Origin of the sequence: Geotalea uraniireducens Rf4 (assembly GCF_000016745.1) — a bacterium.
Lineage (GTDB): Bacteria > Desulfobacterota > Desulfuromonadia > Geobacterales > Geobacteraceae > Geotalea > Geotalea uraniireducens.
In genome coordinates this window covers 2,923,397-2,938,499 of record NC_009483.1, presented here as the reverse complement: position 1 = coordinate 2,938,499, position 15,103 = coordinate 2,923,397, and the positions used below count along the sequence as shown (strand labels likewise).

The window sequence follows — 15,103 nt, the reverse complement described above, 5'->3', positions numbered from 1 at the left end:
ATTGACAACCTTGTTGGGCTAAGGTAAGTTCAACAGCATTATGAGAGCTAGATTTGTATAATAATTACAAGGGAGAAGAGTAATGACGATCATCAGCAGAAAGTTTTGCGCAGGATTGCTACTGGCCTTGGCTTGCACCTCGGCCGCTTTTGCCGCATCCGCAGCCTTGAAGCCCGAAGAGGCCTTCAAGCAGGCCTACCCCCAGGTAAAGGTGGACAGTTTCGAACCTGCAGACATCAATGGCATTTACCAGGTGGTCACGGGTCAGAATGTCCTCTATTACGTGCCTGAGAAGGATTACGTGATTTTGGGAGAGATTTTCACCAAGGATGGTAAGAGCATCACTGCGGAGAGAAAAGGGCGACTGGCAGCGAAGCTCGTGGAGAGCCTCCCTCTGGAGAAGGCAGTGAAGATCGGTGACGGAAAGAAGGTCGTCATTGAATTTACCGATCCCGACTGTCCTTACTGCAGAAAAGCCTCTGAGTTCTTAGCCAAGAAAACCGACGTGACCCGCTATGTTTATTTTGCTCCCATGGCCCATCCCGCCGCGATCAGCAAGATCCAATACATCCTCAGTTCAGAGAACAAGGCAAAGGCCTATGGAGAGATGATGCTCGGCATGGAGATTCCAAAGGCTGCCCCTGCCGTCAGTAATGAGGTGAAGTCGCTGGCCCAGGAGCATATGGAACTGGCGAAAAAAATGGGTGTCCAGGGAACGCCTACGTTCTTCATCAGCGGACAGCAAGTGGTCGGAGCCGACCTGGCAAAGATCGACCAACTGCTCAAATAGTGAAGGGGGCGGAAATCCCCGGCTCAGAATATCCGTATCGTGCCGAACTCACCGTCATATCCCGGCTCGATACGGATATTTCCAGTGCGCATCCTGCCGATTGCGTCGGCGATTTGCGGCGATGCGGCAGCAGCTATCTCTGCCGGCGGTATTTTCAAGAGAATAGAGAACTCATTCCCCAGCTTTTCCAGCATGCCGAAATACATCTGCTGCACCCTTTTGCTGGCAGGACCCACCTTTAATGTCTCCGCAATCACCTCCTGGAGCGGTATGATGGAGTAATATGACGGTGAACCGGGCGGTTTGAATCCTTCCGGTCGGTCTGCCAGTTTTCCGACCCTGTGCAACACTCCGACAGTGACTTTCTTGCCGCAGGACGGACAGCGGTAGTCATACTGCACGGTTTCCTGCGGTGTCAATCGCATGCCGCATTCCCGATGACCGTCACTATGATATTTCCCCTCTTCCGGGAAGAATTCTATTGTGCCGCTCAATCCTTTTCCGCTCTTTATCGCCTCCATGATGCCGTTGTACGACATTTCCGTATCGAAGATCGTCGCCTCCCGCCCCAGCTTGGCGGGCGAATGGGCGTCGGAATTGGAAATGAGGGTTATCCGATCCAATGCCGAAAGCCGCCAGTTCATGGCAGGGTCGGAAGAGAGGCCGGTCTCGATGGCGTAAATGTGAGGGGTCAGATCGCCGAAGCATTCTTCCAGTGAATCGAATCCTGATACGGCGCCAAAGACTGAAAAGTGTGGTGTCCAGGCGTGGGCCGGCACCAGCATTGCCGTCGGGGAGATATCTAGGACCATTTCCAGGAGTTTCCTGGCATCCAGTCCGAGGATCGGCCTGCCATCGGATTTGATATTGCCGATTTTAGCCAGAGCCGAGTTGAGACGCAATGCTGAGGCAAAATCGGGGACAAAGACGAGGGCGTGGACTTTGCGTGTTTTGCCATCTTTTTTGTAGATACAGCTGATTTCCGTGGAGAGAAGAAAGTTGACCTCACCGCGGCAGGATTGCGGCACGTTGTTCGGCCGGAGACTTTTCTTTAAAATCAACAGGTTGTTATCGGCTGGTTCGAGTTTTTCTTGAAGTTCTTCCATCCAGAGGGGATGGGTAAAGTCACCAGTACCGATAACGTTGATCCCTTTCAATTGTCCCCATCTGCAAAGGTTTTCCGGGGTGAGGTCGCGGCTGCACGCCCTTGAATAGCGTGAATGGATGTGGAGATCGGCAATAAACTGCATGGGTTTGCCCCTTTATGTCGGTGAAAGTTGCGGTTATGGCTCAGGACTTTATACTTTATACCGTGCACCTTATCAATGTTTTCTTTATCGCTCAGCAGTTATAAAAAGGGGCGTCATGGAGTGGCATCAGCTTTCCATAGAGGATGTGTTCGCAGAATTCCGTTCATCCCGTCAGGGCCTCAGTGACGGCGAGGCGGAGCAGCGGCTGACGGTTAACGGGCCTAACGAACTGCTGGAAAAACGGGCAAGAATGCCACTTGTTATGTTTCTTTCCCAGTTTGGCGACTTCATGATCCTCGTTCTCCTGGGAGCTGCTTTTCTGGCCGGAAGTACCGGTAATCCGGGCGATATGCTGCTGATCATTGCCATTGTCATCCTCAACGCGATCATTGGTTTTATTCAGGAGTTTCGGGCAGAACGGGCAATCATCGCGCTCAAGCGTATGGCCGGCCAAGTGGCCGATGTCCTGAGGGCTGGTCAGCTGAAGTCGATTGATGCCCGGGAAATCGTTCCGGGTGATCTGGTGCTGCTTAAGACGGGCGATGTGGTGCCGGCAGACCTCCGGCTGGTGGATGGGGTGCAGCTGAAGCTGGTGGAATCGTCCCTGACCGGAGAGTCGTTTCCCGTGGAAAAGGATGGCAGGCGCCTCAGCGATCCCCGTCTTCCCTTGGGTGAGCGAAAAAACATGGCATACAAGGGGACCATTGTGTCTGCCGGTCGGGGTATGGGGATAGTAGTCGCAACCGGCATGGCTACCGAGCTTGGTAAAATTGCCGCCATGATCCAGGCGGAAGGTGAAGCGAAGACCCCATTACAGCGGAGACTGGCTGCTTTTGGCCGACGACTTGCCGTTGTCGTACTTTTCGTCTGCGCCATGGTCTTCATTATCGGTTATTTGCGCGGAGAATCTCCACTCCTGATGTTCATGACCGCCATCTCCCTTGCCGTGGCTGTCATACCTGAGGCCCTCCCGGCCGTGGTCACCATTTCACTGGCACTCGGGGCGGGGAAGATGGTGAAGCAGAACGCCCTGATTCGCAGGCTTCCGGCCGTAGAGACCCTCGGCGCAATAACCTACATCTGCACGGATAAAACCGGCACCTTGACCCAGAACAGGATGACGGTGACAGAGCTCTTTCTTGACGGTGCTGCCATCTCGCCCGGTTTTGCCGCCAACGGGGCGGGAGGGGGCGCTGTCGACGCAGAATCAACGCTTTCACACCTTTTGATAGCCGCTGCCCTTTGCAACGATGCCCGGAAGGACAACGGAGACAACATGACCGGCGATCCGACGGATGTTGCCCTCTACGTCCTGGCCCTCGGTTATGGACTTGACCCTTTGAGGTTGGCGGCTCAGTTCCCACGCATTGCTGAACTTCCCTTCGATTCGGACCGGAAATGCATGACCAGTTTTCACCATGGGCCAGACGGCATCGTATCCTTTACCAAAGGAGCTGTAGAGGCGCTTGTAGACAGGGCTGGCGGCATCATGTCCGCCGCCGGTGTCGAGCATCTGGACAGGGGGGTATTTATCCGTCAGAACGAGCTCATGGCTGCCTCAGGGATGCGCGTACTTGCCGTTGCCATGAGAAAGTGGGACAAGATGCCGGGCAGCATATCCAGCGACGTGGTGGAAAGGGATTTAACGATGCTCGGGCTGGCAGGCATGACGGACCCTCCCCGGGAAGAGGCTTTGCCGGCCGTGTCGCTATGCAGGTCTGCGGGCATAGTCCCGGTCATGATTACCGGCGACCATCCGGTTACGGCGCTGGCCATAGCGCGAAAGCTGGAAATGCTGGAAGAAGACGGCGAAAGGATGCTCACTGGTCGGGAGTTGGATGATCTGTCACTGGAGGAGTTCGAACGACGGGTCGAGCATATTCGGGTCTATGCCAGGGTGGCGCCGGAGCAGAAACTGAAAATCGTCCAGGCCCTGAAGGACAAGGGGCACTTCGTTGCCATGACCGGCGACGGGGTAAACGACGCTCCTGCATTGAAGCGGGCCGATATCGGCATTGCCATGGGAATGACCGGCACCGATGTGGCGAAGGAGGCTGCGGCGATGATCCTCCTCGATGACAACTTCGCCACCATAGTCAATGCGGTGAGGGAGGGGAGGCGTATCTACGCCAACATCCTCAAGTTCATAACCTATTCGATAACGTCCAACATGGGAACCCTCGTGCTCGTTGTCCTCGCCCCTTTTTTCGGCATGCCTCTGCCGCTTCTTCCGGTTCAGATCCTCTGGCTGAACCTTCTGTGCGACAGCCTTCCAGGTCTGGCTCTGGCCGTTGAGCCTGCGGAGCGGGACACCATGTGCCGGCCGCCGGTCAACCCTGCGGCAGGGATCTTTGCCGAGGGAAGGTGGTGGTTTATGGCGCGTTACGGTCTTATGATCGGCGCGTTGGCTCTTTCGCTTCAGGCCTATGCATCAGGACGCGGCCTTCCATGGCAGACAATGGTTTTCAGCTTCCTGGTCATCAGCAGAATGGCCATGGCCGTTTCTGTTCGCTCAGACCGGCTGTCACTGTTTCAACTGGGACTTTTCGGCAACATTCCCCTTGTCGGCGCGATTATCATAACGTGCGCCCTGCAATCCTGCGTGGTATGGATTCCAGCCCTGAATTCCCTGTTCTCCACATCTCCACTCTCCTTCACTGAGTTCTCTATCATTCTGGTGTTGTCATCGGTGGTCTTGTTGGTCACGGAGGCGGAGAAACTGATATTGAGCCGCAGGAGAAACAGCCGGGTTTTCTAGTATCTTCCTCGTCACAGCAACGCATCGATCGTCGCGAAATCCACATCCCTTTCGGCATTCGTCTTGATCCAGTTCAATTTTTCCTGGTCCTCGGCGGTAATTTTCGAGACGTCTTCCGACAGGGCGGTGAATACGGTGGCTGTTGTCTTTTCGACGCGAATGTACGGGATATTGCTGTCATCCAGTATTTGCTGGCTGATCTTTGACACCGGCACATGTCCGGCTATCACCAGTCCGGCTATCTGGGCCTTGTATTCCGGGATATGATAGAGTGAAGCCAGGGTTACGATCAACTCGTCCCTGGAGCTGGTCAGGATCAACAGGGTGGAATCGAGCAGCCCGTCGATGACCCGCTGGGAAGAGGCTGCTCCCAGTTGAATATGGTTGATGATGCGGCTCTTTTCGTCTTGATTGCCATGCAGTGGCAATTTAAGCAGTTTGCAGATATGGCCGAGGGTCGGATTGGCGAGGACCGGCGAAAAGTTGAACCCGCCGATAACCTGCAGGCCGGTGTTCACAAATGCCTTTCCCAGGTAACCAAGGACCGATTCCCGCTTCTTGGGGAGCAGCTTGTTGACGATGATTGCGCGAACATCGGCCTGTTCCCGTTCGTAGAGGGCCAGGTTCAGGTGGACCGCATCGATGACCCTCCCTATGCCGCTGTCGGTGACAATGACGACCGGGGCATTAAGCATTTTTGCCACCCTGGCGTTGTTCAGGCCGATAACCGAACCTACGCCCCCATGTCCCGCACCTTCGATAATCAATAAGTCATATTTGCTGTCGAGTTCTTCGACAGCCTCGACAATGCAATCGCTGAGAGAGAGGTCATCCAGTCTGCCGTTCAGATAATCTTTTGTAAAGTCTTTGTGGAGCGCAACCGGAGACATGATGGCGATGTCTTCCTCCAGGCCGAATGCCTTTGCCATGAGCACGGCATCCATGTCCACGATAAAGTCATCGTAAATCTCGATCTTAGGCCCGATCGGCTTGATGAAACCCACCTTGTTGTATTTCTTTCGTGCCAGGTGCATGAGAGATACACTTATGGTGGTCTTTCCACAGTTCTGACCAGTTGCACCGATAAATATCTTTTTTGCCATTCTTCCCCCCCTGATTATTAATAATTTCAATACAGCAGGCATAACAAGAACAAAGAAACTATAACCCAAAAAAGACATTAAAACCAGAAAACAGAGAGCCACTGAAGAGACAGAGATTTTTCTCTCTGCTCACAGTGGCTCTCTGTTCTGCGGTTTCGTTTCCGTTTTTATATATTGCGCGAATCACACTGTCTTGAGAATGACCAATGATATGTCGTCCTGGAATACCGTGGTGCCGGTAAAACAGGCTATTTCTTCAAGTACGGCATTCACAACCGTTTCCGGTGCGTCGTTATGTTTATCGGCGAGAACAGTGCAGAGACGTTCCCGGCCGAAGAAATCGCCGGTTGCATTTCGCGCTTCAACAATGCCGTCTGTATAGAGTACCAAAAGGTCCCCTACGTAAAGCTGGATATTCTTTTCCTCAAAATCAACGTCTCGTTGTACCCCGAGGATCAATCCTTCCGCGTCAAGTTCGGTGAAAGACATTTCGCTTGGGCGGAACAGCAAGGGGGGATTGTGCCCTGCATTGGAATAGGTGAGCTGACGTTTGAGGGAATTGTATTTGATGTAAAACATGCTGATGAAAAGTTCCGCCTTGCTCAGATCTTCGAATAGAAGATCATTGAGGTCGGACAGGATCGTAGTCGTCGAATTGGCGGCATTGACCTGTACCCGCAAAGCACTGCGTGTTTCAGCCATTATAAGTGCTGCACCGACACTGTGCCCGGAAACGTCGGCAATAACCATGTCAATGCTGTTTTCACTGTGGTGGAAAAAATCATAGTAATCACCACCAACGTGGGTGGCCGGCACACATCGGCTGGCGCACTGGACACCGTACAGCTTGGGAGGAAATGCCGGCAGGAGGGAAAGCTGTATCCGCTTGGCGATTTCCATCTCCCGTGACATCTGGATGTTCTCCAAAAGGGCCTTTTCCGCCAGCTTACGTTCTGTAATGTTCTGTTTTACGGCAACAAAATGACATATTTTCCCTCTTTCATCCATTACGGGAGTAATGGTCTGTTCCTCCAGGTAATAATAGCCGCTTTTGTGCCGGTTTGTTGTTTCGCCGTGCCAGACCATGCCGCTATTGATTGTTTCCCACAGGTGCCGATAGAACCCGTCATCATGTTTGCCGGATTTGAGAAAACGAAGATTCTGGTGGACGACTTCTTCCTGGCAATAACCTGTGAGCAGGGTAAAAGCCGGATTTACCCAGATGATGTCGCCAGTGTGATCGGTTATGACAATGGCGTTGGCTGCGGCTTCCAATGCTGCGCTCTGGAGACGGAGAGACGTTTCAGCCTGCTTGCGTTCGGTGATGTCTGAAATAAGGCCATCGTATCCAACAAGTGAGCCCAGTTCGTTGTGTCGTGGAACGATGGTGTTCTTTACCCAGCGGATTGAGTCATCCTTATGGATAATGCGATGCTCGATGGACGGAACATCCATGCCCGAAAGGAGCGCGCCGGCATGCTCCATCACCCTCTGACGGTCATCTTCGAGAATCATCTGATACCAGAGATGCTGGTTATCATGGTATTCCTCAGGAGTATAGCCGGTTACCGTCACACAACCCGGCCCATGCGAAGTACTGCTCACCTGCCCATTCTCGATTTTGACGGTGTAAATGTAGTCTGTGACTGCCGCGACAAGCCGCTTGTACCTATGCTCACTCCGGACGAGGGCCTCTTCCGCATCCCTCCGTTTGCGCCGTTCCTCAGCCTCCTGCAGTTCCCGTTTAACGGCCGGGACCAATCGTGTCAGATACGCTTTCAGGAAATAATCGTTGGCTGCGGGTGTCATGGCCTGGGCTGCCGTATATTCGTCGGTCGAATCGGAGATAATCATGAACGGCAGGTCCTGATTGATTTCCCTGCATAAGGACAAGGCTGAGCGGGCGTTGAAGAAGGGGAGGGCGTATTTTGAAATGACAACGTCCCATGAGTGGTTGACGATTGCTTCCTTCATCGCCGCATACGTTTCAACCACATCATATGCCGGATCATAGCCACAGGCTTGAAGTGCCCTGACCAAAAGTCCGACATCGTCTTCAGAGAAATCAACTATTAAAACTCGGAGCGGTGTACTCATAAAGGCATCTCCGTACATATATCTTTCGCAAAATTTGTGACTGTATAGACAAGTCATGTTTGCATACAGCTTATTGTGATTGTTTCTTAAAAAATTATAACACAATCTTGTGTCTGTATCCAGGGTAACATTGGTATATATTTACAATGGGGGCCTGGGCTTGATCGAAGACAGTTCGGCTGCATATATGCGGTCAGGAGAGCCAATAAATAGTCCGGTACAGGGTCGGGAATTTTCAGGGCTTTCCCAATTCAGCAAGCCACTGATCGAAAATAGCGACCTTGTGCGTACCGAACTTCTTCAGGGCGGTTCTCACTTCCTCATGGGAGTTTTCTCTGGAAAGGCTCTCAGGGTTTTTGGAATAATACAGGTCGGCAAAGCAGATAATCTTTTCTTCCTGGCTGAGTGGGCACATTTCCCTGACCGGCAGGGGCATTTTTTGCCGGATAATATCATCCACTGTGAGCCCGACGCCGATATGGCGCTCACACACCATGGCGTGAACAGGAAAGCCTTCCTTTTCGAGAATCTCCCTCCCCAGCACGCCATGGCATATGTAAGGGGACTTGCCATAGCAGTTCAACTTCGGGGCATAAATCTTTGAAACACCGATGTCGTGAACCAGGGCCGCTTCTTCGATAAAGGTTAAATCAATCCCGGCATTTAGAGCCGAGGCAATTCCCAAGGCCTTGTCTGCGACCATGCGGCTGTGTTTCGCAACAATTTCGAACGCTTCCTGGTTTACAAAATACTTTTTCAGAAGAGCGATTGCATCCATCTGTTTACCCCGGAGAAATTTAAGGTTATTATTAATACGACTGTATCCTGCAAGTCAATGCGGAAAATATGGGTGAGAAGGGTTATCGGGTTATCTATGGCCATGGAAATAAAAGAGAGCGACATTAAGATAGAGTTTTACCGTGCTTCAGGACCCGGAGGCCAACACAGGAACACCACCGATTCTGCGGTACGCATCCGCCATCTTCCTACCGGCATCGTTGTTCAGGCTTCTGAAAGCCGCTCTCAGGCGCAAAACCGCGAGGTGGCCATGCACCGGTTACAGGAGGCGTTGCTCAAGCGTGAGCGCAAGGTGAAAAAGCGGGTTGCATCCAGGGTGCCGCGCAAGGCAAAGGAACAAAGGCTCACCGACAAAAAGGCCGTTTCCCAGCGGAAGAAACTGCGCTCTTTCCAGGACGAATAGCTGTCGACCGTTTCAACTGACGGTTCGTATGTCGGAGGCGAAATACCAATTCATATCTCTTGCGGTATTTTCATCTTTTCTTCCTGGGAACGATTCCCCTCACTTTCAGGCAAACCCAGCACTATCCGTTAGGTTTTTGCATCCGCACTTCCCCCCTCACCCTAGCCCTCTCCCACAAGGGGCGAGGGGACTTTAAAGCTCCCCTCCCTTGATGGGAGGGGTTGGGGGAGGGTGCAATGTGCTGGTTTTTATGGCTTGGAGAGTCAGTGCAATTATCTAACGGACACTACTGAGGCAAACCGTACATCTGCAAAAGTATTTCCGCAAAGGCCGCGGCTGCAGGCGACAGCTCACGTCCTGACCGCTGTGCCAGGTAGAATTGGCGCGACAAGTTCACCCCTTTGATATGCAGGGCTGCAAGCTCTCCCCGGCCAATCTCTTTCCTTATGGATATTTCGGAAACGAAAGATATGCCGAGGCCGCTTCCGACCGCGTATTTAATTGCCTCGTTGCTGCCGATGAACGCCTTCACCTTCAGATCGGCAATGTCGATACCCGCCTTTGACAACGCTTCCTTGACGGTTTTTCCAGTCCCCGATCCCGGTTCGCGGAGCACATACGTCTCTTCTCCAAGCTCGGAAATACTTATCCCATTGCGTCCATTCCATCGGTGCCGAGGGCTTACCGCGAGTTTGATCTCGTCGTGACCGAGGGGGGTGAAGGTGAAGCCTTCTTCTTCAAATCGACTTCCGACGATTCCGATTTCGATCTCTTCCTTGCTTATCTTGTCCAGGATTTCATGGCTGTCGCTATGCAAAACGGTGACGGTCAAGGTGGGAAAACGTTGGAGGAGCAAAGGCAGGGCATCGGGAAGCATGTGATCACCGGGAATGTTGCTGCCGCCGACTATTAGGGAGGTATGTTCCACCCCCTTGAAACGGTTCATGGCCGTAGTCATATGGCGCGTGTCGGCAATAATCTGCCGCGCATGTTGCAGCAGAATTTTTCCCCCCTCGGTTAAAAGCGCACCCTTGCCGGTCCGGTCGAGAAGCTTGACGCCAAACTCCTTTTCCAGGGCGGATATGTGCTGGCTTACCGTGGACTGGGTGATAAAAGTCGCCTCGGCCCCTTTGGAGAAGCTGCCGCTTTCTGCCACTGCGAGAAATACTTCCAATTGCTTGAGGTTCAAAGTCCACTCCATATCGTTAATAACGATAGATGTTATTGGATATATCAAAATTATCAATTTGACTCTCTGCTGTCAATCGGCTTATTGATATTACCCATTTTAAAAATAAGGAGGATGCAATGTATTCACCCACACGTTTAATCCGTAAGTATCTGATGCCGATGATCGGCCTTTTTTTGCTGCTGGCGGTTTCAGCTCCGCTGCCGGCAGCCGAAGCGGAGTTCAAAAGCATTTCCAGTGAAAGGTTGAAGGATATGGTCGATGAGAATAAGGCATTTATCCTGATTGACGCACGGACCAAGGCAGAATACCAGGAAGCCCATATCGGCAAGGCGATCAACATTCCCGATAAAGACTTCGATGGACTCGTTTCCCTTCTGCCCGTCGATAAACATTCCCTGATGATTGTCTATTGCAATGGCATCAAGTGCGGCAAGAGCAAGAAGGTAGCCGTCAAAGCGCAAGCTGCGGGATACGACAATATTCTCCTCTACAGCGAAGGATTTCCTGTCTGGGAAGAGAAGGGGATGCCGATTGTTGCCGGGCCCGATTATGCGAAAAAAATCGAGACGTCGAAATTGTCTCCAGCCGATATCGAAAAGTTCATAAAAGAAAAAAAGCAGGATTACGTGCTCGTTGATGTGCGTGATGAGTTCGAGTTTGAGGAAGGACACATTCCCACCGCCATCAACATCCCGGCCGAGACCTTTGCCGTAAAATCGGGGGTATTGCCCAAAGAGAAAAAGATCATAGTGTACTGCAATACGGGGGGACGGAGCTATATGGCGTATCGGAAGCTGATGAAACTGGCATATCCAACCATTTATCAAACTATTTTCACGGAGTGGAAGGAAGCGAAACTGCCGGTGGAGAAATAACACTGATTCAGGAAAGGGATGCATGATGAAGAGATTACTGTTGTTGCTGGTTGTTGTGATGTTTGTGGCTGCCGCTCCTGCGGCGTGGGCCAAGAGCAGGGGAGGGGTAGTGACTATCGAGGTCGATCTTTCGGCCCGGGACGCGGGTAAGGAAACGAAACTCTGGCTTCCTTATCCGGTTTCCGATGTCGATCAGGTCGTCACCGACGTGAAGGTTATTGGCGATTATGCCACGTCTGCGGTTTATACCGATCGTACCTACGGCACTCCCATGCTTTACGCACAGTGGGACAAAGATGCCCGGAGCCGTAAACTGTCATTTTCCTTTGCCGTTGAAAGGCAGGAGATGATACGTCGTGATTTTCCCGCCACAGAGGCTGCCTGGAGCCCGCTTGATTACAGCCGATACCTGGCGGCCACCAGCCTCGGTCCCGTCGACGGTGAAATAAAGCAGCTTGCGGACAAGATAACCAACGGGAAAAAGAGCGTGCTGGAAAAGGCAAAGGCAATCTATGACTGGACCTGCGAGAATACTTACCGCGATCCGGACACCCGCGGTTGCGGCAAAGGGGATGTCTGCGCTCTTTTGAAAAAGCCGGGCGGCAAATGTACGGATATTTCTTCGGTCTTCATTGCTCTGGCACGGGCAGCCGGTGTGCCGGCCCGGGAAATTTTCGGCATTCGCCTCGGCAAGAAGGCTGAGGAAGACATCACCGGTTGGCAGCACTGCTGGGCGGAGTTCTTTCTTCCCGGTTACGGATGGGTGCCGGCCGATCCGGCGGATGTGCGCAAGGCAATGCTCGTGGAAAAGCTGAAACCCGAAGACGCCAAGACCAGGGAATATCACGATTATTTTTGGGGCGGCATCGATCCGTACCGCGTCAGGCTTGCGGTCGGCCGCGATCTGATTCTCAATCCGCTCCAGGCCGGGGCGCCGCTCAACACCTTCGGCTATCCTTATGCCGAGGTGGGGGGCAAAACCGTAGACTGGCTTGATCCGAAGTCGTTTACCTACAAAATAATTTATCGCGAGAAGTAGTGATGTGACATGGTGGCCGTCAGTCGGCTGACGATGGCTGCTTATCCGTTTGATACGACCGGCCGCATCTGACAACAGGTGCGGCCTTTTTGATGCACTTTTGTTACGGTTATGTAGTTAGTAAGCGTTAACATTGTTCTGCTTATTATTTGTGCAAAACGTTAAATACCCATAGACTTCTATTGGACTTTTCCTGAAACGGATGAGTTCCCCACAGAGTTATCCACAGTTTCTGTGGATTATATGCCCACCCAGTGTGCTTTTAGCCCTAAGAGGCTGAAAGTTATCCACTTTTTGCCGTTTTTCATTTAATCGACAATATATTGACGTTTTTGCGTTCCGCGCAAGTTGTTATTTCTTCAACGGAATCGCGGAATGTGATAGGCACTTTCAAAAAGCGGGGAGCTGCTGCCGGCCGGCGATGTGTTATTAAATCTTTGGGTGGGGGCGGGGAAAGATGAGCTGACTTTGAGCGTTACTGCTTACCACCTGCCATGCGCCTGCTCTCCGGACAGCGACGCAAGAGATACATGAAAACCGGCCCGGTGAGGGCGCCGAGGCCGCCGGTGGCAAAGGCGATTCCCCAGTCAGCACTGACGCCCGGCAGCGGCTGCCAGCCCCGGCACATATCAAGGGCCCAGCCGAAAACGGTGGGGGACACCATGCCGAGGGAATAGCCGACCAGCGACTGCAATCCCATGGCTGCACCCATGTAGCCCGGTGCAACAAGTTCCGTGAGACCCGTGGAAAAAACCGGTGATTCTGCGACGATCAGATAGCCATAGAGGATGCCCACGGCAAAAGCCAGATAAGGGCTCACATTGACAAGCCAGCCGAACAAAAACGATAGTGTGGCGCTGCCACACATGACCAGGGTAATGGTTTTCGTCCGACCCAGTTTGTCGGAAATGGTGCCGGTGATGGCGGTGGAGAAAGTGCCGACACCGATGATCAATGCAGCGGCAGTGGCTGCCCAACCGGTGGCAATTCCCCCGGCAATGCCGTGGCTGATGAGGGAGGCGGTGAAAAATGGTGCGAGCCAGCTGCGCATGCCATACATCTCCCACATGTGAGAGCCGTAGCCGAGGATCATCAGGAATGCGGGCTTGTTTCTGATGATTTCCACCTCAAAGCCGCGCTCAATCCTGGCATGCACTATCGGCTGGTAATCCTTGAATACCAGAAGAGAAAGTGCTGCGCCGACAAATACGCCTATGGAACAGGCGATGAAGGCCCATCTCCAGCCGGCCAGGGATGTTATTGTGCCGGTCACTGCCAGGGAAAGGGAGGCCCCGAGCACGAGCGAACCGACATAAATGCCCACAGCCTTGCCACGCTCACTGGGAGCGAATTTCTCCGCCACCAATTTCAGCCCCGGCATGTAGGTTCCTCCCATGCCGATTCCGGTCAGGGCCCGCAGCAGCATAGCGGAGAGATAATCATGGGCATAGAAGGCGAAGAGGAGGTTGGCGATGCCTGACCAGAGAGCCGAGATAATGAAGATGTGCTTGGTATTGATCCGGTCGGTCAGGGCGCTGAGTATGACGCCCGAGGCTATGTAGCCCAATTGGTAGATGGAAAAAATCGAACCGGCCATGGTGTTGTTCATCCCCCATTCCTGTTTCAGGAGGGGGAGGATGGCAGAGTAATTGATGAACACCAGCATAATGAATAACTGGGTCAGGCAGAGAAGCAGCAGCCAGCGGGTTTTATCACTCATGCAGAATACCTTTTTCTGGGACTTGGGAGTGCTTTGGTCCTATTGGTGCGGGCGTTTTAATGAACGCCGCAATTATAGCGGTTTCCCGCTTTAAGGGCAATGGGCTTTGAAAGATTTTGAGCCTGCCAGCTACCTTTTCTTCCATGGTTCTCGCGGATTAAGGAAATACAAATTAGAAGAGGCATAATAAAATGGTTGACATGGAAACTATTTTATTGTAAAACTCCATTCGACATTGATTTACTCGCAAATCATAGACCTGCATAGCAGGTGGTTTGGGGAAAACTCGATTAGTTGTCAAATGTCAGGACATCGGTTACCCAAGCCTAACTCTAAAAAGTGTCAGGACATCGGTTACCCGACCCCCTGATTATGCATACTATTTCATGAGCTGAACTCTGTAGGCATTCTGTACTCAAAGCTTTGAACAAAGTCTTCACCCAGGTACACTTGCAGCGTGTGAATTTCCGTTACGATCATGGCTCGCACATATGAATAGACGAGGTCTTTTGAAACCTCAAATTTTTCGCCAAAGATGTTAAGTGTTCTATCGCTCCTGATAAATCTAATGAGCGAAATGGTGCCGTCCGGGAGAAAATCAAGTTTTGGCATCCTGGTATTTGGCCCCAGCGTCAAGGGCTTGAATTTGTCAGCTTCAATAACCTCCAGTGGCGTTTTCCCCTTGAGATAGCTGTAACGGTGATTCTTGTTGTGAAACTGCTGGAAATTCTTGCTTTGCCGCTTGAGCATGGAATAGCTTGTGAACCACTGGCGGCGAAAAAACTTTTTGTCATAGGTATCGTTGAAGCTCTCTATTACGCCATCGCGCCACGGTTCCGCAACAGGGATAAAAACAGGATGAACGCCGAAGTAGAGACATAGTCGCAGCACCAGACCAAGTGACCTCGGATAGCGGTTACTGCCACGGAAACTGAGTTCATTGTCCATTTGCAGGAAGTCGGGAAGCCCCATTGACTTCCAGCAGCGCAGCAAACCCTGTGCAATGTTGTCATCCTCCTTGGTGCGATTTGATTCGATGAAGACCCGATGGCTGTACAGATCAATCACATTCATCGAG

11 protein-coding genes and 1 pseudogene are annotated in these 15,103 nt (G+C 52.2%); 5 read left to right on the top strand and 7 right to left on the bottom strand.

What is annotated here, in order from left to right; all coding sequences use genetic code 11:
* Nucleotides 1-82 precede the first annotated feature (82 nt).
* A complete protein-coding gene (locus GURA_RS12960; RefSeq protein ID WP_011939409.1) occupies nt 83-790 on the top strand; it encodes a DsbC family protein in 708 nt (235 codons plus the stop codon).
* Nucleotides 791-813: 23 nt separating this feature from the next.
* On the opposite strand, the gene GURA_RS12955 is transcribed toward GURA_RS12960, so the two are convergent.
* On the bottom strand, nt 814-2,040 hold the full coding sequence (locus tag GURA_RS12955; protein ID WP_011939408.1) for an endonuclease Q family protein: 1,227 nt from the start codon (nt 2,038-2,040) through the stop codon (nt 814-816).
* 115 nt (nt 2,041-2,155) lie between these two features.
* On the opposite strand from GURA_RS12955, the gene GURA_RS12950 reads away from it, so the two are divergent.
* On the top strand, nt 2,156-4,798 hold the full coding sequence (locus GURA_RS12950) for a cation-translocating P-type ATPase (RefSeq protein ID WP_011939407.1): 2,643 nt from the start codon (nt 2,156-2,158) through the stop codon (nt 4,796-4,798).
* Between the two features lie 11 nt (nt 4,799-4,809).
* Here GURA_RS12950 and GURA_RS12945 read toward each other — a convergent pair whose 3' ends face one another.
* The 3 genes from GURA_RS12945 to GURA_RS12935 form a co-directional block, all read right to left on the bottom strand.
* Nucleotides 4,810-5,901: a phosphotransacetylase family protein gene (locus GURA_RS12945; protein ID WP_011939406.1), complete on the bottom strand. Its 1,092-nt coding sequence runs from the start codon at nt 5,899-5,901 to the stop codon at nt 4,810-4,812.
* 183 nt (nt 5,902-6,084) lie between these two features.
* Entirely contained in the window at nt 6,085-7,998 is a 1,914-nt protein-coding gene (locus GURA_RS12940) for a SpoIIE family protein phosphatase (RefSeq protein ID WP_011939405.1), read from the bottom strand.
* 235 nt (nt 7,999-8,233) lie between these two features.
* Nucleotides 8,234-8,776 (bottom strand): HD domain-containing protein, encoded by a 543-nt coding sequence (locus tag GURA_RS12935; protein ID WP_011939404.1) that lies wholly within the window; start codon nt 8,774-8,776, stop codon nt 8,234-8,236.
* Between the two features lie 129 nt (nt 8,777-8,905).
* Between GURA_RS12935 and GURA_RS12930 the strand changes: the two are divergent.
* A pseudogene (locus tag GURA_RS12930) lies at nt 8,906-9,199 on the top strand (peptide chain release factor-like protein); the annotation flags it as partial.
* Nucleotides 9,200-9,485: 286 nt separating this feature from the next.
* Here the strand turns inward: GURA_RS12930 and GURA_RS12925 are convergent.
* Nucleotides 9,486-10,388 carry a selenium metabolism-associated LysR family transcriptional regulator gene (locus GURA_RS12925; protein ID WP_011939402.1) on the bottom strand — a complete coding sequence of 301 codons (903 nt, stop codon included), beginning with the start codon at nt 10,386-10,388 and terminating at the stop codon, nt 9,486-9,488.
* 119 nt (nt 10,389-10,507) lie between these two features.
* Here GURA_RS12925 and GURA_RS12920 point away from each other — a divergent pair, with 119 nt between their 5' ends.
* Both GURA_RS12920 and GURA_RS12915 read left to right on the top strand, forming a co-directional pair.
* Entirely contained in the window at nt 10,508-11,266 is a 759-nt protein-coding gene (locus tag GURA_RS12920) for a rhodanese-like domain-containing protein (RefSeq protein ID WP_011939401.1), read from the top strand.
* 22 nt (nt 11,267-11,288) lie between these two features.
* A complete protein-coding gene (locus GURA_RS12915) occupies nt 11,289-12,305 on the top strand; it encodes a transglutaminase-like domain-containing protein (protein WP_041245443.1) in 1,017 nt (338 codons plus the stop codon).
* A 475-nt stretch (nt 12,306-12,780) separates the two neighbouring features.
* On the opposite strand, the gene GURA_RS12910 is transcribed toward GURA_RS12915, so the two are convergent.
* Together GURA_RS12910 and GURA_RS12905 are read right to left on the bottom strand one after the other, a co-directional pair.
* Nucleotides 12,781-14,025: an MFS transporter gene (locus tag GURA_RS12910; RefSeq protein ID WP_011939399.1), complete on the bottom strand. Its 1,245-nt coding sequence runs from the start codon at nt 14,023-14,025 to the stop codon at nt 12,781-12,783.
* A gap of 384 nt (nt 14,026-14,409) precedes the next feature.
* Nucleotides 14,410-15,099 (bottom strand): integrase core domain-containing protein, encoded by a 690-nt coding sequence (locus GURA_RS12905; protein WP_041245374.1) that lies wholly within the window; start codon nt 15,097-15,099, stop codon nt 14,410-14,412.
* Nucleotides 15,100-15,103: the final 4 nt, after the last annotated feature.